This is a genomic window from Mycolicibacterium sp. MU0050 (assembly GCF_963378085.1).
In the GTDB taxonomy this organism is placed as follows: Bacteria; Actinomycetota; Actinomycetes; order Mycobacteriales; family Mycobacteriaceae; genus Mycobacterium; species Mycobacterium wendilense.
The window spans coordinates 4,856,011-4,878,180 of record NZ_OY726395.1 but is presented as its reverse complement, the minus strand read 5'-3'; the positions used below and the strand labels follow the sequence as shown (position 1 = coordinate 4,878,180).

The 22,170-nt window shown below is 65.8% G+C and carries 7 protein-coding genes; 6 read left to right on the top strand and 1 reads right to left on the bottom strand.

Annotated elements, in window-relative coordinates; all coding sequences use genetic code 11:
- Positions 1 to 10: 10 nt before the first annotated feature.
- Positions 11 to 781: a class I SAM-dependent methyltransferase gene (locus tag R2K23_RS23205; protein WP_396893681.1), complete on the top strand. Its 771-nt coding sequence runs from the start codon at positions 11 to 13 to the stop codon at positions 779 to 781.
- Positions 782 to 820: 39 nt separating this feature from the next.
- On the opposite strand, the gene R2K23_RS23200 is transcribed toward R2K23_RS23205, so the two are convergent.
- Positions 821 to 2,065 carry a glycosyltransferase gene (locus tag R2K23_RS23200; RefSeq protein ID WP_316512951.1) on the bottom strand — a complete coding sequence of 415 codons (1,245 nt, stop codon included), beginning with the start codon at positions 2,063 to 2,065 and terminating at the stop codon, positions 821 to 823.
- A gap of 154 nt (positions 2,066 to 2,219) precedes the next feature.
- Here R2K23_RS23200 and mtf2 point away from each other — a divergent pair, with 154 nt between their 5' ends.
- The 5 genes from mtf2 (at position 2,220) to R2K23_RS23175 (ending at position 22,158) form a co-directional block, all read left to right on the top strand.
- On the top strand, positions 2,220 to 3,041 hold the full coding sequence (mtf2, locus tag R2K23_RS23195) for a fatty-acid O-methyltransferase Mtf2 (protein ID WP_316512949.1): 822 nt from the start codon (positions 2,220 to 2,222) through the stop codon (positions 3,039 to 3,041).
- A gap of 107 nt (positions 3,042 to 3,148) precedes the next feature.
- Positions 3,149 to 3,391, top strand: coding sequence for a hypothetical protein (locus R2K23_RS23190; protein ID WP_316512948.1), 243 nt, complete (start codon positions 3,149 to 3,151; stop codon positions 3,389 to 3,391).
- A gap of 519 nt (positions 3,392 to 3,910) precedes the next feature.
- Positions 3,911 to 4,135, top strand: a complete 225-nt coding sequence (locus tag R2K23_RS23185) for an MbtH family protein (RefSeq protein ID WP_316512947.1) — start codon at positions 3,911 to 3,913, stop codon at positions 4,133 to 4,135.
- 51 nt (positions 4,136 to 4,186) lie between these two features.
- A complete protein-coding gene (locus tag R2K23_RS23180) occupies positions 4,187 to 14,470 on the top strand; it encodes a non-ribosomal peptide synthetase (RefSeq protein ID WP_316512946.1) in 10,284 nt (3,427 codons plus the stop codon).
- Positions 14,467 to 22,158, top strand: a complete 7,692-nt coding sequence (locus R2K23_RS23175; RefSeq protein WP_316512944.1) for a non-ribosomal peptide synthetase — start codon at positions 14,467 to 14,469, stop codon at positions 22,156 to 22,158. The genes R2K23_RS23180 and R2K23_RS23175 overlap by 4 nt, the downstream gene beginning before the upstream one ends.
- Positions 22,159 to 22,170: the final 12 nt, after the last annotated feature.

Sequence of the window (22,170 nt, the reverse complement as noted above, 5' to 3'; positions counted from 1 at the left end):
TACATGGTCGATGAGGTTCCGCCTGGCATGGTTCGTGCTCCGTACCGCATACTGGATCCCGCGAACGATCCTGCCCGATGTGTACTCGAACGATGCATTGATCTGCTTCAACAGTCACGCCTTCGTTGACGATCCAGAGTTCAAGCGTGCCTATCAACGCGGAGTCCAAGCTCTTGGTGGCAAGGATTTCTATCATTGGGAATGGCGTGTGCACGTTGGACTATGGGCCGCTGCAACAGCCAGTCATTTGGAAGGCGACTTCGTTGAGTGCGGCGTCAGCCACGGCTTCTTGAGCAGTGCGGTGATGGAGAATCTCGATTGGGACCGATTGGGTAAGACGTTCTATCTTCTGGATACATTCGAGGGTATGGATGAGCGATTCGTCACTGCGCTGGAGCGTAAGGCAGGAGCTTTGACGAAGAGCAAGGCCGCGCTGGACTTCGGTATCTACGCAAACTCCGCCGACCAGGTGCGTGCCAATTTTTCCCAATGGCGTAACCACCGCGTCATCGCTGGCACAGTCCCGGAAACGCTGGACGAGGTCGACACCGACAGGGTTGCGTTTCTACATATTGATATGAACTGTGCGCCACCGGAAGTCGCTGCTCTGAAGTATTTCTGGCCGAAGCTTACCCCAGGTGCCGTTGTGCTACTTGATGATTACACTCAGCGCGGCCGCGACGAGCAGCGGCAAGCCATGGATGACGTGGCGAAGGAACTGGGAATTGCTATCTGTGCGTTGCCCACCGGTCAGGGGCTGCTGCTGAAGCCGGCTCGCTGACTCGGCGCCGCAGTTCCCGGCACCTGGTCGTGCTCACGGTCACTGAATAACGGAGCGCTCGAAGAGGTCGGCGGCCTTGGACACACTCTCCGCCGGGCTGGTCATCTGCGCGGCGAGTTCGCGGGCTCGAGTTGCATACTCAGGGCGGAGGATTCGGCGGATATCGGTGACTAGTGTTTTCGCACCGCTGCGCGAAAGGCGGCGAGCGGTACCCACTCCCAATCGTTGGACTTGGTTTCCCCAGTAGGGCTGATCGGCCGAACTCCAAAGAATGAGCGTCGGAATTCCGGCGCGGAGACTCGCTGCGGTGGTCCCGGAGCCGCCATGGTGGATTACCGCGCGGCACAAAGGGAACACCTCTGCGTAATTGACCGCGCCGACCACCTTAACGTGCTCCGACTGCAAGATCCCGGTGAAGTCGGTGCCACCGCCGCACAACAACGCCCGCTGGTCCAGTTGAGAACACGTGGCGCTGATCATCTCGACGGTCTCGGCGGGTGACTTCACCGGGATGCTGCCGGTGACGAAGCAGATCGGTGGCGGTCCATCGGCGATCCATGAGGTGACTTCGTTGTCCACGTCAGTGGACAACGACATCGTCAATGCGCCCACGAATGGCCGGCGGTCCCCCCACCGGGCCCATTCCTTCGCGAGACCAGGGACCGATACAGCGTCGTAGCCTTGTATCTCTAGGGTTCCTCTGTCGGCGATGCGCCTCGCCGATGTTCGTGTGGTAGGCCCCAACCCCAACTCGCGCCGCTGCGCGTTATCGACGTCCTTTGTCATCCGCCACAACATCCACTCCGACATCGACCCGGCCGATCGAACCAGTGTGGGCGGAAGCATTGGCACCAGCTGCCCGTTGGGGCGCATCGGAAAGTGATGCAGTGTGACCAGTGGAATGTCGTAGTACTCCGCAATATTGGCGGCCGGCTGCTCATAGTTGAGCCCCGTGGACAGCAGGTCGACACCGTCGGCCAGCGACTTCAAGGTCGCACCTGTCTGATCCCAGTAGTGGACGATCGGCTGCCAGAGCTCCCGGAGTGTTTTCAGCGGGCGACGGGCCAACTCGGCCCAGAAATTTCGAAGGAAGTCCTCCTGCAAGAAGTCCGACAGTTTCGGTCCGTAGGAGACCGTTGCGAGGCCCGCTTCCTCGGCAAAGGGCACCAGATCAGGTGGTACGGCCAGGTTTACCTCGTGGCCACGCCGCTCAAGTTCGCGGCCGATACTGACAGAGGGCTCTACGTCTCCGCGAGTTCCGTAACATGCCAGCGCAAACTTCATGCGGGTCTGAGCCTTTCAGGGATTCTCTGGAGCGGAAGCCTTTCGCGGCTATCGTCTGCAGCCTATCGGGCGGACAGCCGGACGAGGGCAGCGGACCTTGAAGCGAACTGTTCAACTGGCGGTAAGGTCCGCAGATCTCTGCAATACTCCGGGCATGGCTGTGAGAACTGGGGGGTGGTCGTCTCGCGACCGGATTCTTCCGACGCTGAATGCGAAGTTCACCCAATTGGCGCAGAAATCTATTTATCGGTACGCGACACGCAGGCTGAATTCGGATGACGTGGTGTTCCTCAACTACGGGTACGAAGAAGATCCGCCGATGGCATTGGCGTTGTCGCCGGCCGACGAGCCCAACCGATTTCCCATCCAGCTCTATCACCGCACGGCCTCCCAGGTGGAACTCGAGGGCAAGCGGGTGTTGGAAGTTGGTTGCGGCCACGGCGGCGGGGCGTCGTATATCACGCGCGTTTTGGGACCGGAGTCGTACATCGGCCTGGACGTGAACCCGGTTGGCATCGAATATTGTCGGCGCCAGCATCAACTGCCGAACTTGGATTTCGTGCAAGGCGATGCCGAAGAACTGCCGTTCCTGGACGCATCGTTCGATGCGGTGATCAACGTTGAGTCCTCCCACCTATACCCGCGATTCTCGCGCTTTCTTGACGAGGTCGGACGTGTATTGCGGCCGGGTGGACACTTCCTCTACACAGATGCGCGTTCAACTCGGCAGATTGCCGAATGGGAGGCGGCACTGGCGGCCGGACCATTACAGGTTGTTTCGTACCAGGTCATCAACACCGAAGTCAGGCGCGGCATGAAGATGACCCTTGAGCAGTGGCAGGACGTCATCGATCGAGTCACACCGAGGATGTTCCGCCGAATGGTTCATGACTTTGCGCCGGCGCAGAAGGCATACGATGACCTCAGTAGCGAAGGTAGCTCAGAGTACCGCCTGTACTGCTTCATCAGGGCTTGAGACGCAACGAAAGCAATTGCAGTGCAGCCGAAGTAGTGGGCTGTCCCGGGGTTTGGGTCAGATTGCGAATCGCGGGCGGCTGCGCCTCCCCGGGTATAGTCGCCACCATGAACCTGGTCGAGTCCATCGAACGCGGTCTGGATTGGTTGGCTGCGCCCAAGCGTCTACCGGGTCGTCTGGAGATGGAGACCCAGCGGGGCCGACGCCTCGAGTTGGAGGTCGTATCCTTCACTGTGCGCGCACCGGTCGGCGGCGTCACGGTGAAGATCCCGTTGTTCATGATGGTCTTGCCTCGCGGTACATCGCCGGGTTCGGCGGCGCAGGATCGCCCTGACCCAGAATCTCACTGAGAGTTTCTTCGTCCCCGTAGGCCGTGCCGGGTTCGCGGCGAAGTTTCTATCGTGCACTCGTTGTTTGCCTAGACTGCCGAGCGCCGGCGAGGAGGGCCAGGGGCGTCGGCCGCATCAGGACGCAAGGCTTTGTACTTGCCGCTCGGGGAAGTTCAGCGGAGGACTTGGAGGCTCGCGTCAGCTGCTGCCCTGGCCTCAGCGCCAATCGAAAGCCTCAGGCCACCTGTCGCACCTACGAACCATGACGTTCAGGGTCGGTCTGTTGTACCCAAGCCTGAGGGTGCGTCCACATGACTCTCATAGAGAGTGAAATGTCGCAAGCGCGCTAGCGCCGGTCGGGCAGGCCAATGACCTCGCAAAAGCGAAGAAAAAGGTTAGTACAGCAAACTCCTAGCCTGAGCTAACTAAACTTCAATAAAGAAGTGGTCACCCGGAAACTTGGTGAATACATCGGGCGTTATCCTGAGACCTCCCGTATGTTGGGTGAGGTCACGTGTTCCTGGGCGGTATGGAGAAAAGTTGAGCATTAATCCGTTCGACGACGAGAGCGGCAGCTTCTTCGTGTTGGTCAATGACGAAGAGCAGCACAGCCTATGGCCGAGTTTTGCCGACGTTCCAGCAGGTTGGACGGTGGTTCATGGGGAAGCGCCCCGAGCGGAGTGTTTGGAATTCATCGAAAAGAATTGGACAGATATTCGACCGAAGAGCCTGCGCGATCGATTGGCGCAGGGCGGGGCTCTTTAAAAAAGCGGTCAATTCAATTACACGGTCAACTCATGGTGTGGGGAATTGATAATGGAACCTGACCCCAGGGCTCTGCCGCTGTCACGAGGGCAGCTGGATATCTGGCTATCGCAGGAAAGCGGACTGGCCGGCACGGAATGGCAGCTGGGCCTCCTGGGCAGAATCGACGGCACCGTGGACCACGGCCTCCTGCAGGAGGCGGTACGGCAAGCTCTACAGGAAGCCGAGCCGGCCCGGGCAACCTTCTTCGAAGTCGACGGTCAGGTTTTCCAGAAGTCGCTCGATTACTCCAAAATCGAACTCCCCCTCTATGACGTCAGTGACACCGAGGATCCGGTGCAGTCCGTCCTCGAAAAGGCGTCGGAGATTCAGCACACCCCGCTGCCGCTCACCGGGCGACTGGTGAAATTCGCACTTTTCCGCACCCGGCCTGACGAGTTCTATCTGTTCGGCCTGGGTCATCACATCTCCGTAGATGGATTGGGAATGGCTCTGGTGAGCCGCCGGATCGCATCGATCTATACGGCGTTGGCCACCGGAGAAGCCGGCGCGCCCGCCTACTTCGGCTCGTTGCAGGATTTCGTCGACTGCGAGAAGGATTACGAGGCGTCCGCGGACTACCAGGACGACCTGGCGTACTGGCTCGGCAATCTTCCACCGGAGGCGGGCCTCGATCAGCCGCCCGCCCCCGCGGTTGCCGGTCGCAACGCGTACGCCCCGTCGGCATCGGTACCCATCGATCCGGCGGTCGTCGGCCACATCAAGGAACTGTCCAAGAGCCTGCGCATCCGCCGCTACACGGTCACCACCGCCGCGGTCGCACTGTTGACGCGCGCCTGGTCGGGCTACGGCTCGGAGGTGGCGCTGGACTTCCCGGTGAGCCGGCGCGTGGGCGAAGACTCGAAGTCGCTGCCGGCCATGCTCGCCGGTGTCGTGCCGTTGGTGCTGCAATCCCCGCCGGAGATGACGGTCGGCGAGTTCTGCCGCCACGTCGACATCCGCATCCGCGAACTGCTGCAACACCAGCGGTTCCCGGTCCACGCCCTGAGCCCCGACGGCACCGTCGGGGGTCCGCGCCAGCCCTCGCGGCGCATCGCGGTCAACTTCATTCCCTCTCGCCTCACCGCCGACCTCGCCGGCGCCGAGGTGTCGGTGTCGTACACCAACCACGGACCGACCGGCAGCTTCGGGCTCTTCTTCATCGGCGCCGGCAACGAGTTGTTCCTGAGCACGGCGGGTGCCGGACAGCCGTTCGCAAGCTTCGAGGTCGCCGAATTGGCGGACCATATCCAGACTCTCGTCACCGCCATGGCCGCCGATCCCGATCGGCCCTTGTCCTCGTTGGATCTGCTCGCCGGCAACGAACGCGCCGAACTCGCGGCGATCGGCAACACCGGCGCCTTGACCGGTGCCGCCGACAAGATCTCGATTCCCGACCTGTTCGCACAGCAGGTCGCCGCCGCTCCCGACGCGGAGGCGCTGACCTTCGAGGACATCTCGCTGACCTATCGGGAGCTGGACGCGACCGCCAACCGGTTGGCCCACCTGCTGTCGGCCGGCGGGGTGGGCCCGGGCCGGCGGGTGGCTCTGGTGTCCGAGCGCACCGATCGCGCCGTCGTCGCGATCCTGGCGGTGCTCAAGACGGGCGCGGCGTATGTGCCGATCGACCCCTCGGTGCCGGAGTCGCGGCTGGAGTTCGTGCTGGCCGACGCGGCGCCGGCGGCCGTGCTCACCACCGCCGAGCTGCGCTCCCGTTTCGACGGCCACGACATCCCCGTCGTCGACGTCGATGACCCGGCGCTGGCCGACCAGCCCGACAGCCCCCTGCCCGCACCGCGTCCCGATGATCTGGCGTACGTGATCTACACGTCGGGCACCACGGGTGCACCCAAGGGTGTGGCGATAACCCATCACAACGTCACCCAGTTGATGACGACGTTGGACGCGGGCCTGCCCAACCCGGGCGTCTGGCCGCTGTGCCACTCGTTGGCCTTCGACGTGTCGGTCTGGGAGATCTGGGGCGCCCTGCTGCGGGGCGGCCGGCTGGTGGTGGTCTCCGAAACGGTTGCGGGTTCGCCGCAGGACTTCCACCAACTGTTGGTGGCCGAGAAGGTCACCGTGCTGACCCAGACCCCGTCGGCGGTGGCGATGCTCCCGTCGGAGGGGTTGGAGTCGACGGCGTTGGCGGTCGTCGGCGAGGCATGCCCGGCCGCCGTCGTCGACCGCTGGGCCCCCGGGCGGACGATGATCAACGCCTACGGCCCGACCGAGACCACGATGTGTGTGGCGATCAGCGCCCCGCTTTCCGCCGGCACCGGCGTGGTGCCCATCGGCTCACCGGTGCCCGCTGCGGCCTTGTTTGTGCTGGACAGCTGGATGCAGCCGGTACCGGCGGGCGTCGTCGGCGAACTGTACGTGGCGGGCGAGGGCGTGGCACCGGGCTACATCGGGCGCCCGGATCTGACGGCGTCGCGCTTTGTGGCATGCCCGTTCGGCGAGCCGGGGACCCGCATGTACCGCACCGGCGACCTGATCCGCTGGGGCGACGACGGCCAGTTGCAGTACCTGGGCCGCGCCGACGAACAAGTCAAGATCCGTGGTTACCGCATCGAACTCGGCGAGGTCCATGCGGCACTGGCGGCCCTCGACGGGGTCGAGGCCGCCGCCGTCATCGCCCGCGAGGACCGCCCCGGCGACAAGCGGTTGGTCGCCTACATCACCGGCAGTGCCGATCCGGTCGAGGCCCGGAGCCAACTGGCCGACCGGCTGCCGCCGTACATGGTGCCTGCGGCCGTGGTGGTGCTGGACGCGCTGCCGCTGACACCGAACAACAAGCTGGACATCCGCGCGCTGCCCGCACCCGAATACGTCGGTGCCAACCGGGATTACCGTGCCCCGGAGACCGCGGTCGAGGAAGTCCTGGCGGGGATCTTCGCCGAGGTACTGGGGATGGAGCGGGTCAGCGTCGACGACTCGTTCTTCGACCTCGGCGGCGACAGCATCCTGTCCATGCAGGTCGTCGCCCGCGCGCGAGCGGCAGGCATCCTGTGCCGGCCGCGCGACATCTTCGTCGAGCAGACCGTGGCTCGATTGGCCGTCGTCGTCGACGTGGTCTCGGGTGAGGCTGCCGTGGTGGACCAGGGCAATGGTCCGGTCTCGGCCACCCCGATCATGCGCTGGTTGCGCGAAAGTGACGGGGCCATCGACGAGTTCAACCAGACGCTGGTCCTGCAGGCCCCGGCCGGGGTGCGCGAGGACGACGTGCTGGCGGTCTTGCAGGCCCTCCTGGACCGCCATGCCACGCTGCGCCTGCAGGCCGAGGTCGTCGACGGGTGGTCGATGCTCGTCCCCGACGCCGGCTCCGTGCAGGCCCGCGAGTGCTTCACTTCGGTCGACGCGCTGACGCCGGAAACGCTGGTGGCGGCGCGCGCACAACTGAGCCCCGCCGCGGGGTTGATGCTGCGTGCGGTATGGGCAACCGACACCAGCCAACTCGCGCTGATCATCCACCACCTCGCCGTCGACGGCGTGTCCTGGCGCATCCTGTTGGAGGATCTGAACCTCGCGTGGGCCCAGCACCACCACGGACAACCGATCGAGTTGCCCATCACCGGGACATCCTTTGCCACCTGGTCGGCGGTGCTCGCCGAGCATGCGCGGACGCCGGAAGTCCTCGACCAGGCCGACGCCTGGCGTCAGGTGTTGGCGACCCCGCCCGCGCTGCCCGAGGTCCAGCCGGCCACCGACACCTATGCCAACGCCGGGCACCTCTCGCTGTCCCTGGACGCCGAGACCACGCAGCAGCTGCTGGGTCCGGTGCCGGCCGCCTACCACGCCGGCGTGCAGGACATCCTGTTGATCGCCTTCGGCTTGGCCTGGACGGAGTTTCTGGGTTCGAGCCGACCCCTCGGAATCGACGTCGAAGGCCATGGCCGCCACGAAGAGCTTTCCGCGACGGTGGACCTGTCCCGCACCGTGGGCTGGTTTACCACCAAGTATCCGGTGGCGTTGGCGGTGGGGTCCCTGCCCTGGGCTCAGGTCCGCACGGGCGACGCTCAGCTTGCCGCGGTGATCAAGAGCGCCAAGGAACAACTGCGCGGGTTGCCCGACGGTCTGACCTACGGACTGTTGCGCTACCTCAACCCCGAGGCAGAACTCAGCGGCCCGGAGCCCACCGTCGGTTTCAACTACCTCGGCCGGCTGGGCGCCGGCGCCGGCGACCTCTCCGAAGAACTCTGGCGGATCAGCCCGGACAGCATGGCGATGGCCGACGTGGCCTCGGCCGTGGCAATGCCGTTGGCGCACACCGTCGAACTCAACGCCGGCACCATGGACAGCGACGCCGGTCCCCAGCTGCAAGCGTCGTGGACCTGGGCGCCGTCGGCGATGGACAGCGACCAGATCAGCCGACTCGGCCAACTGTGGTTCGAGGCGCTGGCCGGCATCTGCGCCAACGTCCGCAACGGCGGCGGCGGATTGACGCCGTCGGATGTCACGCCGGTGCGGCTCAGCCAATCGGAGATCGACAGGCTCACCCGGCAGTACGAGGTCGCCGATGTGCTGCCCCTGACCCCGCTGCAGCAGGGCCTGTTGTTCCAGGCGAACTTCGGCGACAGCTCCGATGGCGTCGCCAACGACAGCGTCTACGCGGTGCAACTCGGCATCACCGTCAGCGGCCCACTCGATGCGGATCGGCTGCGCGACGCGGTGCACGCGGTGGTCGCACGGCATCCGAACCTGGCGGCTCGGTTCAGTGAAGACTTCGGCGAACCGGTGCAGATCATTCCAGCCCAGCCCGAAATAGCCTGGCAGTACCTCGAACTCGTCGATTCCGGCGCGGGCGCTGCCGTCGACGAACGGGTCGAGCAGTTCTGCGCCGACGAACGCGTCGCCGCCTGCAGACTCTCCGACCAACCGGTGTTCCGGGCCGCCCTGCTTCGCACCGGGGCCGACCGGCACCGGCTCGTGGTGACGATTCACCACATCGTGATCGACGGCTGGTCGCTGCCGGTGCTGTTGCGGGACATCTTTGCCGGCTATCACGGTCAACGGCTGCCCGCGGCGGCCCCGTACCGCAACTTCGTCACCTGGCTGGATGGCCAGGACCTCGACGCCGCGCGCAGCGCCTGGGGCACGGTGTTCAACGGATTCGACAGCCCGACGCTGGTCGCGCCACCCACCCAGGCGGGACCCCGCGGCGTCGAGTCCTACCTGATGCCCGAGTCCCTCACGCAGGCGCTCACCGAACTGGCGCGCGCGCAGCGCACCACCGTCAACACCGTGCTACAGGCCGCCTGGGCGCAGCTGCTGACGTGGCTGACCGGCCAGCAGGACGTTGCTTTCGGCACCGCCGTTTCCGGCCGGCCTGCCGATCTGGCCGGGGCGGAATCCATGGTCGGTCTGCTGATCAACACCGTCCCGGTCCGTGCGGACCTCACCGCGGCGGACACCGTGGCCGAACTGCTGGATCAGCTGCAGCGCGCTCACAACGACACGGTCGAGCACGATCACCTGGCGCTCAACGAGATTCACCGCATCACCGGTCAGGAACGTCTTTTCGACACGCTGTTCGTGTACGAGAACTATCCGATCGACGCAGAAGCCCTACTGGGTGGTGTGCAGGACCTGGCGATCACCGATTTCGCCAGCCGCGAGTACAACCATTACCCGCTGTCGGTGGTCGCGATGCCCGGATCGCAACTGGGGTTGCGCATCGAGTTCGACACCGAGGTCTTCGAAAAGGCCGGCATCGATACCCTTTTCGGCCGGCTGCAGCAGGTACTGACGGCCATGGCCGCCGATCCCGCCCGTCGGATGTCCTCGATCGACCTCCTCGGAGCCGACGAACACCAGCGCTTGGACGAGTGGGGCAACCGCGCGGTGCTCGCGCGTCCCGACAGGGACGCTCCGGCGATCCCGGCACTGTTCGCCGAACAGGTGGCCCGCGACCCCGCGGCGGTGGCGCTGACCTTCGAAGGACGTTCGCTGACCTACGGCGAACTGGACGAGATGGCCAATCGGCTGGCGCATCTGTTGGTCAGCCGCGGCGCCGGGCCCGGGGAGCGGGTGGCGCTGCTGCTACCGCGCAACGCAACGGCCATCGCGGCCATCCTGGCCGTGCTCAAGACCGGTGCCACCTATCTGCCGATCGATCCCGCGCATCCCGACGCGCGGATCGAGTACGTGCTCTCGGATGCCGCCCCGATCGTCGCGGTCACCACAGCGGAGCTGCGCCCCAGGCTGATGACCGCCGGCCTGCCCGACATGGTCGTGGTCGACGTCGAGGACCCCGACGTCGCGGCGCAACCCAGCACCGCGCTGCCGATTCCGGCAGCCGACGGCATCGCCTACATCATCTACACCTCCGGAACCACCGGTGCGCCCAAAGGCGTTGCGGTCACCCACCGCAACGTCACCGAGCTGTTGGACGCGCTCAGCGCCGAACTGGCTCCGGGGCAGGTGTGGACGCAGTGCCACTCGCTGGCCTTCGACTATTCGGTCTGGGAAATCTGGGGGCCGCTGCTCTACGGCGGGCGCCTGGTGGTGGTGCCGGATGCGGTGGTGCGTTCGCCGGAAGACCTGCACGCGCTGCTGGTCACCGAGGAAGTCAGCATGCTCAGCCAGACACCCTCGGCGTTCTACGCCCTGCAGACCGCCGACGCGCTGCACCCCGAGCTGGGACAGCAGCTGAAGCTGCAGACCGTGGTGTTCGGCGGCGAAGCGCTGGAACCGCAACGACTTTCGGGCTGGATGCAGAGCCATCCCGAAACACCGCGGATGATCAACATGTACGGCATCACCGAGACCACGGTGCACGCCTCGTTCCGCGAGATCACCGCCGCGGATGCCGACAGCAACGCCAGCCCCATCGGCGTGCCGCTGAACCACCTGGCCTTCTTCGTGTTGGACGGCTGGCTGCGGCAGGTGCCGGTCGGTGTCGTCGGCGAACTCTATGTCGCCGGAACCGGCCTGGCGACCGGCTATCTGGGCCGCTCCGATCTGAGCTCCACCCGCTTTGTGGCGTGCCCGTTCGGCGCTCCCGGAGCACGCATGTACCGCACCGGCGACCTGGTCGCCTGGGGTGCCGACGGGCAGTTGCGGTACATGGGTCGCGCCGACAAGCAGGTCAAGATCCGCGGCTACCGCATCGAACTCGGCGAGGTCCAGGCGGCCTTGGCAGATGTGGACGGCGTGGAGCAGGCCGCGGTGATCGCCCGCGAGGACCGTCCGGGCGAGAAGCGGCTGGTGGGGTACGTGACCGGCACCGCCGACCCGGTGAAGGTCCGCGCCGCGCTGGTCGAACGGATTCCCACCTACATGGTGCCGGCGGCGGTGGTGGTGCTGGAGACGCTGCCGCTGACGGTCAACGGCAAGCTGGACACCCGTGCCCTTCCGGCACCGGAGTACCAGGATGTCGACCAGTACCGCCCGCCGGCCGACGCCGTCGAGGAGCTCCTGGCCGGCATCTACGCCCAAGTCCTCGGCGTGGAGCGGGTCGGCGTCGACGATTCGTTCTTCGACCTTGGCGGAGACAGCATTTCGTCGATGCAGGTGGTGGCCCGGGCCCGGGCGGCCGGCCTGGTGTGCCGACCGCGCGACATCTTCGTCGAGCAGACGGTGGCGCGGCTGGCGCAGGTTGTCACCTTTGCGGACGGCGCCGCCGACGTGGTCGACGAGGGGACCGGTCCGGTGGTGACCACCCCCATCATGCATTGGCTGCGCAGCCTCGACGGGCCCGTCGACCAGTTCAACCAGACCGTGGTGTTGCAGGCTCCCGAGGGTGTCACCGAAGACGGTGTCCTGACCGTGTTGCAGGCTCTGCTGGAACGACACGCCATGCTGCGGATGCAGGCCGCCGACGACAACGGCGGGTGGGCGGTGACCGTACCGACACCGGATGCGGCGCGGGCCATCGACTGCCTGCAGACCGTGGCGGAGCTGTCCGACGAAGCCCTGGCGGCGGCGCGCACCCGGCTGAACCCGGCTACCGGCGCGATGCTCAGCGCGTTGTGGGTCCCGGCGACGCGGCAGCTGGCGATGCTGGTGCACCACCTGGCCGTGGACGCCGTGTCGTGGCGGATCATGTTGGAAGACCTGAACATCGCGTGGGCGCAGCACCGGAGTGGGCAGCCCGTGGAGCTGCCCACCGGCGGCACGTCCTTCGCGCGGTGGTCGACGCTGCTGGCCGAGTACGCGAAGGATCCGGCGGTGACGGCGGCGGCCGAGCTGTGGCGGGAGGTCGCCGCGACTCCGGCGGCGCTGCCCGCGCCGGATCCGGCGGCCGACACGTACGCGACCGCGGGATCGACGCAGCTGTCGCTGGACGTCGAGACCACCCGACAGCTCCTCGGTGATGTTCCCGCGGCATTCCACGCCGGCGTGCAGGACATCCTGCTCATCGCCTTCGGATTGGCGTGGCGGGAGTTCCTGGGCACCACGGCGCCGGTGGGGATCGACGTCGAGGGACACGGTCGCACCGAGGAACTGTTCGGCGACGTCGATTTGTCCCGCACCGTCGGTTGGTTCACCACCAAGTATCCGGTGGTGCTGGATGTCGGTGACCTGCCATGGGATCAGATCGCCGCGGGCGCCACGGATTTGGGCCCGTTGGTCAAGAATGCCAAGGAACAGCTCCGGACTCTGCCCGACGGCCTGACCTACGGACTGCTGCGGTACCTGAACCCGGATGTCGGCCTCGCCGGGGCCGACCCCACGATCGGGTTCAACTATCTGGGCCGGCTGGGCGCGGGAGCCGGCGAGCTGTCCGAGGAGCTGTGGCGCATCGACCAGGATGCGGTGGCGATCTCGGCAACCGGCTCGGCGGTCCCGACCCCGTTGGGTCACACCGTGGAACTCAACGCCGGCACCATGGACACCGACGCCGGGCCGCTGTTGCACGCGACGTGGACCTGGGCGCCGTCGGCGCTGAACCAGCAACAGATCGAGAGGATCGGTCAGCTGTGGTTCGAGGCGTTGACCGGTATCTGCGCCCACGTGCGCGCCGGTGGCGGCGGCCTGACACCGTCGGACGTGGCGCCGGCCAAGCTGAGCCAGCAGGACATCGACGAGCTGGCGCAGCAGGGCGACATCGCCGACGTGCTGCCGCTGACTCCGCTGCAGCAGGGGCTGCTGTTCCACGCCACTACCGCCCAGGGCGGCGAGGACCTCTATGCGGTGCAGCTGGATGTCAGCGTGACGGGACAGCTGGATGCGTCGCGGTTGCGCGACGCGGTGCACACCGTGCTCAAGCGTCGACCGAACGTGGTGGCCCGCTTCCACGATCAGTTCGGCGAGCCGGTCCAGGTGCTCTCGGCCGAACCCGAGCTGGTCTGGCAATACGTCGAGCTGACCGACGAGGCGGACGCCGAGCGACGCGTCGAGCAGGTGTCCGCCGCCGAACGCGCGGCCGTGCTCGATCTCGAAACACAGCCGCCGTTCCGGGCCGCCCTGATCCGCACCGGGACCGACCGCTACCGGTTTGTGCTCACCAACCATCACATCGTGCTCGACGGCTGGTCGAAACCGATTCTGCTGCAGGAGATCTTCGCCAGTTACCTCGGTGAACGGTTGCCCGCCCCCGTTCCCTATCGGCGGTTTGTCACCTGGCTGGCCGAGCAGGACAACGACGCCGCGAGAAGCGCGTGGCGCACGGTGTTCGAGGGATTCGAGGTGGCGACCATGGTGGGGCCGCCGGGAATGTCACTCGGCCGGCGCGCCGTCGAGTCGTTCCAGGTATCCGCGGAGACCACGCGGGCACTCGGCGAGCTGGCGCGGTCGTGCAGCACCACCGTCAGCACCGTGCTGCAGGTCGCCTGGGCGCAGCTGCTGATGTGGCTGACCGGCCAGAACGACGTCGCGTTCGGCACCGCGGTGTCCGGCCGGCCCACGGATCTGGCGGGCGCGGAATCGATGGTGGGACTGCTGATCAACACGGTGCCGGTGCGCGCCACCATCACCGCCGACACCACCGTCGCCAGCCTGGTGAAGCAACTCCAGACCGCTTACACCGACACCCTGGACCATCAGCACCTCGCGCTGCACGAGATCCACCGCGTGGCCGGTCACGACCAGTTGTTCGACACCATGTTCGTCTACGAGAACTATCCCATCGATGCGGCGGCATTGCTGGGGGTGCAAGACCTGGCCATCACCGACTTCAGCAACCGCGAGTTCAACCATTACCCGCTGTCGGTGCAGGCGGTCCCGGGCCATGAACTGGGACTGCGCATCGAGTACGACACCAGCGTGTTGAGCCCGGCGCGAATCCAGAAGTTGGTCAAACGGTTCCATCGGGTACTGGACAACATGACGGCAGACACAAGGGAGCAACCATGAGCGTGGATTCGACCCGCACGCTGTTGTCGTTCGACGCGCTCGATGACGACGACCACGATCTGCTCGATGAATGGGGCAACCGGGCGGTACTGACGGCACCGGGAACACCTGCGGTCTGCATCCCAGAATTGTTCTCCGCTCAGGTAGACCGGGCGCCGGACGCAGTGGCGCTGGTGTGCGGGGACCGGCAATGGACCTATCGAGAACTCGACGAGGCCGCAGATCGCCTGGCACACCTACTGAGCGAGTACGGCGCGCGGCCAGGTGAATCCGTAGCCCTGCTGATCCCCCGATCAGCGGAAGCCATCCTGGCAATCCTGGCGGTGTTGAAGACGGGGGCAGCGTATCTGCCCATCGATCCCGCGCATCCAGATTCGCGGATCGAATTCATGGTGTCGGATGCCGGCCCGGTCGCCGCTCTGACCACTGCCGACCTGCGGGGCCGACTCGAGGGCTGCGACGTCACGGCCATCGACATCGGGGATCCGCAGATCGAGAGCCGGCCCGCAACGGCGTTGCCGCTGCCGCATCCCCACGACCTGGCCTATATGACATACACATCTGGCACCACCGGTGTACCCAAGGCCGTGGCGGTGACGCACGCCAACGTCACCCAGCTGATGGATGCGCTCACCGGGGACCTGGCGGCCCGGCCCGGTCAGGTGTGGTCGCAGTGGCATTCGCTGGTGTTCGACGTCTCGGTCTGGGAGATCTGGGGTGCGTTGCTGCACGGCGGTCGTTTGGTGATCGTGCCCGAATCGGTGGCGAGTTCTCCGGACGATCTGCACAGTCTGCTCGTCACCGAAAAGGTGAGTGTGCTGTGCCTGACTCCGTCTGCGGCCGGCATGCTCTCGCCCGACGGCCTGGAATCGACGACCCTGGTGGTGGGTGGCGAAGCCTGCCCCATCGACCTGGTGGATCGATGGGCAACCGGTGACCGAATCATGATCAACGCCTACGGCCCCACCGAGATCACGGTGTACGCCGCGATCAGCAAGCCCCTGCGGCCCGGCGCAGAGGTGGCCCCGATCGGTTCGCCGGTGCCCAACGGTGCGCTCTTCGTCCTGGACAAGTTCCTGCGGCCCGCTCCGGAGGGTGTGGTTGGCGAACTGTATGTCGCGGGCGCCGGCGTCACGACTGGGTACGCGCGACGCTCCGGGTTGACTGCGTCGCGGTTTGTCGCTTGCCCGTTCGGACAGCCGGGGGCCCGGATGTACCGCACCGGAGACCTGGTCCGTTGGGGGAGCGACGGTCAACTCGAATATCTAGGCCGGGCAGACGAGCAAGTCAAGATCCGCGGCTACCGCATCGAACTGGGAGAAGTGCAGGCGGCGTTGGCCCGACTCGATGGCGTGGAACAAGCAGCGGTGATCGCTCGTGAGGACCGTCCGGGTGACAAACGCCTGGTCGGTTACATCACCGGTACCGCCGATCCGGCGGCCGCCCGCGCAGCGCTGGCCGAACGGCTGCCCGCATACATGGTCCCCGCCGCGGTAGTGATGTTGGAGGCGTTGCCGCTGACCGTCAATGGGAAGCTCGACCGCCGTGCACTTCCTGCCCCCGAGTACCGCAGCGGCGCAGACGAATACCGAGCTCCGACGACGGCCGTCGAAGAGGTCCTGGCGAGCATCTACGCACAGGTTCTCGGAGTTGAGCGGGTGGGCGTCGACGACTCGTTCTTCGACCTTGGCGGCGACAGCATCCTGTCGATGCAGGTAGTGGCTCGAGCTCGGGCCGCCGGGGTGCAGTGCCGGCCGCGGGACCTTTTCGTGGAGCAGACCGTCGCGAGGCTGGCGCAGGTGGCGGTAGTCGCCGACGGCTCGAACGACGTTGTCGACGAGGGTATCGGCAGCGTGTTGCCCACCCCGATCATGCACTGGCTGCAGAGCGTGGATGGTCCCGTCGATGAGTTCAACCAGACGGTGGTGTTGCAGACCCCCGAGGGGGTCACCGAGGACGACGTGCATGTCGTGCTGCAGGCGTTGCTGGATCGGCATGCCACGCTGCGGCTGCGGGTCGAGGACAACGACTCTCCCGGAGGGTGGTCGTTCGTGGTTCCCGCCGTCGGTGCAGTGCAGGCGCCCGACTGCACGAGCACGGTCGACGCGTTGTCGGACCAAGCGTGGGAAGCCGCGCGGTCGCGGCTGAGCCCGACGGCAGGCTCGATGCTCAGTGCTCTCTGGGTACCCAGCAGCGGTCAGTTGGCCCTGATGATCCATCACCTCGCGGTAGACGGCGTGTCCTGGCGAATCTTGTTGGAAGACATCAACATAGCCTGGGCACTGCGTCGTAGCGAACAGCCGCTGGAATTGCCGACCGGAGGCACTTCGTTCGCCCGGTGGGCGGCGTTGCTGAATGATTACGCTACGGACCCGGCCGTGCTGGAATCGGCCGATTTGTGGCGGGAGGTGACCGCGGTCCCGGCGGCTTTGCCCTCTCCAGAACCGGGCGTCGACACCTACGCCAACGCAGGACGGTCGACGGTCTCCCTGGACGTCGCTACCACCCGGCAACTGTTGGGTGAGGTGCCCGCAGCGTTTCACGCCGGAGTACAAGACATTCTGCTCGTCGCGTTCGGCTTGGCCTGGACGGAATTCCTCGGCACTGACGCCCCGGTCGGTATCGATGTCGAGGGACACGGTCGCGCCGAGGAACTCTTCGAAGGCGTCGATCTGTCACGCACCGTTGGCTGGTTCACCACCAAGTACCCGATTGCTCTCGACGTTGGCGGATTGGCTTGGGAGCAGGTCAGCGCCGGCGCTCCAGCTCTGGGCGCGGTGATCAAGAATGCCAAGGAACAGCTGCGTGCACTGCCGGACGGCCTGACCTACGGTCTGCTGCGCTATGTGAACCCCGATGTCGAACTTGGCGGCTCCGAACCGACGATCGGTTTCAACTATCTGGGTCGACTGGGTGCCGGGGCCACAGATCTTTCCGACGAGCTGTGGCGCATCGATCAGGATGCGTTGACGGCGACTGGTGCCGCCTCCAACGTTCCAATGCCACTGATGCATACGGTCGATCTCAACGCCGGCACCATGGACACCGATGACGGCCCGCAACTGCAGGCCGGGTGGACGTGGGCGCCGTCGGTGCTCGACGAGGCGCAAATCGACCGGCTGAGCCAATTGTGGTTGCAGGCGCTGACCGGCATTTGCGCGCACGTCCGCAACGGAGGTGGCGGTCTGACTCCGTCGGACCTGTTGCCGGCGCGGCTGAGCCAATCGCAGATTGATCAACTGACCGAGCAGTATGCGGTCGCCGACGTCCTGCCACTGACTCCGGTGCAGCAGGGTTTGTTGTTCCACTCGATCTTCGCCCGGGGTACTGACAGCGACGTCTATGCGGTGCAGTTGGACATCACCGTGTCCGGTGTGGTCGACCAGCACCGGCTTCGGGACGCCCTGCACACCGTCGTCGAGCGCCATCCCAATCTGGCAGCGCGATTCAGCGACCAGTTCGACGACCCGGTGCAGATCATCCCTGCGCAACCGATGATGGCGTGGAGGTATCTCGACCTCCGGGGGGATGACCTCACTCCCGACGAGGAGATTCAGCAGTTGTGCGCCGCCGAACGCGCCGCGGTCTGCGACCTTTTCGAACGACCCACCTTCCGGGCGGCGCTGATCCGCACGGCCGGAAACCAACACCGATTCGTCCTGACTTTCCACCACATCGTCATCGACGGATGGTCGCTCCCCATCCTCCTCCAGGAAATCTTCGCAAGCTATTTCGGGCAACGTCTTCCGGCGGCCACCCCCTATCGCAACTTCGTGGCCTGGCTGGCCGATCAGGACCGCGAAGAGGCCCGGGAAGCCTGGCGCAATGAGTTGGACGGGTTCGAGACGCCCACCCTGGTCGCCGCACCGGGCAGCGCCGGCCCGCGTGGGATCGAGTCTTATCGACTTTCGCTCGAAACCACCCGTGCCCTAGGCGAATTGGCGCGCGCCCAGCGCACCACCATCAACACGGTGCTGCAAGCCGCGTGGGCGCAGCTGCTGATGACCATGACCGGCCAGCGCGACGTGGCCTTCGGCACCGCGGTGTCGGGGCGACCTGCCGACATGATGGGCTCCGATTCCATCGTCGGACTGATGATCAACACCGTGCCGGTGCGGGCCCGTGCCGACGCCGAGACCACGGTGGCGGACTTGCTGGGCCAGCTGCAGCACGCCCACAACGAGACGCTCGAGCACGAGCACCTAGCGCTCACCGAGATCCATCACCTCGCCGGGCATGAGCAGCTGTTCGACACGCTCTTCCTGTACGAGAGCTACCCGATCGACACCAGCGCGTTCACGGGTGCACAGGAGCTGGCGGTCACCGACTTCACCAACCGCGAGTACAACCACTACCCCCTATCGGTGATGGCCCTGCCCGGCCACGAATTGGGATTGCGGGTCGAGTTCGACACCGACGCCTTCGACACCGCCACCATCGAATCGCTGATCGAACGCTTCCAGCGGATTCTGGCGGCGATGACCGGCGACGCTGCGCAACGGCTTTCGTCGCTCGATGTACTCGCCGACCCCGAACGTGACCAACTCGACGAGTGGGCCAACTCGGCCGTGCTCGCGGACCCGGCCCCCGAGTCGCTGTCCATCCCCGAGGCGTTTTCCCGGCAGGTCGACCTCGCACCCGAGGCGGTGGCGCTGACCTTCGAAGACCGCGACCTCACCTACGGCGAACTTGACGATGCTGCCGAAGAATTGGCGAACCTGTTGGCCGTCTACGGTGCCGGGCCGGGTGAGTCGGTGGCCCTGCTGTTGCCGCGTTCCGCCGATGCGATCGTCGCAATTCTCGCGGTGCTCAAGACGGGTGCGGCTTACCTGCCGATCGATCCGACGATACCCGCAGCGCGGCTGGCGTTCATGCTCGAAGACGCGGCGCCGATCGCCGCGGTCACCACGACCGATCTTCGCTCCCGGCTGGAAGAAGCGGGCGTCGCCGTCATCGAGATCGATGATCCCGCTCCCGCGTCACTCTATCCGCACACCGCACTGCTGCTGCCGGCCGCCGACGACATCGCGTACACCATTTACACATCGGGTACCACCGGCGTTCCGAAAGGCGTTGCTGTCACGCATCGCAACGTGACGGAGGTGCTGTCGACCCTGCACGCCGACCTTCCTGCCGGGCCCGGTCAAGTGTGGTCGCAATGGCATTCGTTGGTGTTCGACGTCTCGGTCTGGGAGATCTGGGGTGCGCTATTGCACGGCGGCCGACTGGTCATCGTGCCCGAAGCGATTGCCGGTTCCCCGGACGAGTTGCACGACCTGCTGGTCGCCGAGAAGGTGACTGTCCTCTACCAGACCCCGTCGGCGGTGGGCATGCTGTCGCCGGAGGGTCTGGAGAGCACCACCTTGGTCGTCGCCGGCGAGGCCTGCCCCACCGAAGTGGTGGATCGTTGGGCGCCGGGACGGGTGATGATCAACGCCTACGGCCCGACCGAGGCCACCATCTATGCCGCGATGAGCGCCCCGCTGCAGGCCGGCTCCCCGGCCGTGCCGATCGGGTCGCCCGTGCCCAGTGGCGCCACGTTCGTCCTCGACGACTGGTTGCGGCCGGTGCCTCCCGGCGTCGTCGGAGAGCTTTACCTGGCCGGCCGCGGCGTCGGCGTCGGCTACGTCCGGCGCCCGGGGCTGTCCGCTACCCGATTCCTGGCCTGCCCATTCGGGGAGCCGGGCACGCGCATGTACCGCACCGGGGACCTGGTGCGGTGGGGCGACGACGGTCAACTGCAGTACCTGGGCCGCGCCGACGAACAGGTCAAGATCCGCGGTTACCGCATCGAACTCGGCGAGATCCAGGCCGCGCTCGCCGAGGTGTCGGGTGTGCAGCAGGCCGTGGTGATCGCCCGCGAGGACCGCCCCGGGGATAAGCGCCTCATCGGGTACATCACCGGTTCGGCGGACCCGGCGGCGGCGCGAACCGCGCTCGCAGAGCGGCTGCCGGCCTACATGGTGCCGGCCGCGATCATCGAGTTGGACAGCCTGCCTCTGACGGTGAACGGCAAGCTTGATCGGCGGGCGCTGCCGGCACCGGAGTATCGGAGCGTGGAAGACTACCGTGCCCCCGAGACTGAAATGGAGAAGACCATCGCCGGGATCTACGCCCAAGTGCTGGGTGTCGACCGGGTCGGGGTCGACGACTCCTTCTTCGAACTCGGCGGCGATTCGATTTCCGCGATGCGGGTGGTCGCGGCACTCAACACCGCGTTGGATGCAAACCTTGCGGTGCGCACGCTGTTCGAAGCGCCGTCGGTGCGACGCCTCGTCGGGCAGTTGGAGAGTGCCGCGGGCTCGGACACAGGCCCCGGACCCGGCCGGGTTAGCTTCGCATCCGTCCACGGCGCCGACAGCAACGAAGTTCGGGCGAGCGACCTGAAACTGGAGAAGTTCATTGATCCGGCAACACTCCGGACGGCGACGACCCTGCCGCGCCCGACCGGGTACGTGCAGACCGTCTTGCTGACCGGGGCCACCGGATTCCTGGGCCGTTACCTGCTCTTGGAATGGCTGTCAAAGTTGCGCCGCGCCGATGACGCGGTGATCTGCCTGGTGCGAGGGAAGTCCGACGAGGATGCCCGGCAGCGCCTCGAGGCGGTATTTGCCACGGATCCGAAGCTGCATCAGCACTTTCAGGAACTGGCTGCGGGTCGACTGACGGTTATCGCGGGCGACAAGGGTCAACCGAATCTGGGGCTGGACGAACGGACCTGGCAGCGACTGGCTGAGAAGGTCGACCTGATCGTCGATTCGGCCGCCTTCGTCAACAGTGTGTTGCCCTACAGCGAGTTGTTCGGCCCCAACGTGGTCGGTACCGCCGAACTGATCCGATTCGCGCTCACCGCCAAGCTCAAGCCTTACAGCTTTGTCTCGACGTCGGACGTGGGTCGCCAGGTGGATCCGTCGCGCTTCATCGAAGATGCCGACATCCGAGTGATCAGCGCATCCCGGACCGTCGAGGCGAGTTACGCCAACGGCTACGGCAACAGTAAGTGGGCCGGGGAAGTCCTCTTGCGGGAGGCTCATGATCTGTGCCGATTGCCGGTGGCGGTATTCCGGTCCGGAATGATCATGGTCGATTCGACCTACGCGGGTCAGTTGAACGTCGCGGACACAGTTTCCCGCATGGTGTTGAGCATCGTCGCGACGGGAGTGGCGCCCGAGTCGTTCTACCAGAGGGGTGAGGACGGGGAACGGCAACGTGCGCATTTCGACGGCCTGCCCGTTGATTTCGTTGCGGAGGCGATCACGAAGATCGGTTGGCAGTTGGCGCGTTCCGCGGCGACCGATTCGCCGGTCGGCTTCGAGACCTATCACGTGATGAACCCGCACGACGATGGTATCGGGATCGACACCTACATCGATTGGATAGCCGGCGCAGGCTACCCGATCGAGCGTATTGCTGATTTCGGTGATTGGTTGCGGGAGTTCGAAGCTCGGCTTCGGGCCCTACCCGAACGCCAACGGCAGCACTCGGTACTGCAGATGCTGACGATGCTGCAACAGCAGGCAGGTGATCTACATGCGCCCGAGCCCACCCGTGGATCGTATGCACCTGCGGTCCGGTTCCGGACGGCTGTGCAGGAGGCAAAAGTCGGTCCAAACAACGACATACCGCATGTCTCGGCAGCCAACATCCTCAAGTACGTGACCGATCTGGAACTGCTGGGGCTGCTTTAGGGCGTACCGGGT

Excerpts from the sequence above, each read along its gene's own strand:
- R2K23_RS23205 (WP_396893681.1), top strand. The coding sequence starts at position 11 with ATGAGGTTCCGCCTGGCATGGTTCGTGCTCCGTACCGCATACTGGATC.
- R2K23_RS23200 (WP_316512951.1), bottom strand. The coding sequence starts at position 2,065 with ATGAAGTTTGCGCTGGCATGTTACGGAACTCGCGGAGACGTAGAGCCC.
- mtf2 (WP_316512949.1), top strand. The coding sequence starts at position 2,220 with ATGGCTGTGAGAACTGGGGGGTGGTCGTCTCGCGACCGGATTCTTCCG.
- R2K23_RS23190 (WP_316512948.1), top strand. The coding sequence starts at position 3,149 with ATGAACCTGGTCGAGTCCATCGAACGCGGTCTGGATTGGTTGGCTGCG.
- R2K23_RS23180 (WP_316512946.1), top strand. The coding sequence starts at position 4,187 with ATGGAACCTGACCCCAGGGCTCTGCCGCTGTCACGAGGGCAGCTGGAT.
- R2K23_RS23175 (WP_316512944.1), top strand. The coding sequence starts at position 14,467 with ATGAGCGTGGATTCGACCCGCACGCTGTTGTCGTTCGACGCGCTCGAT.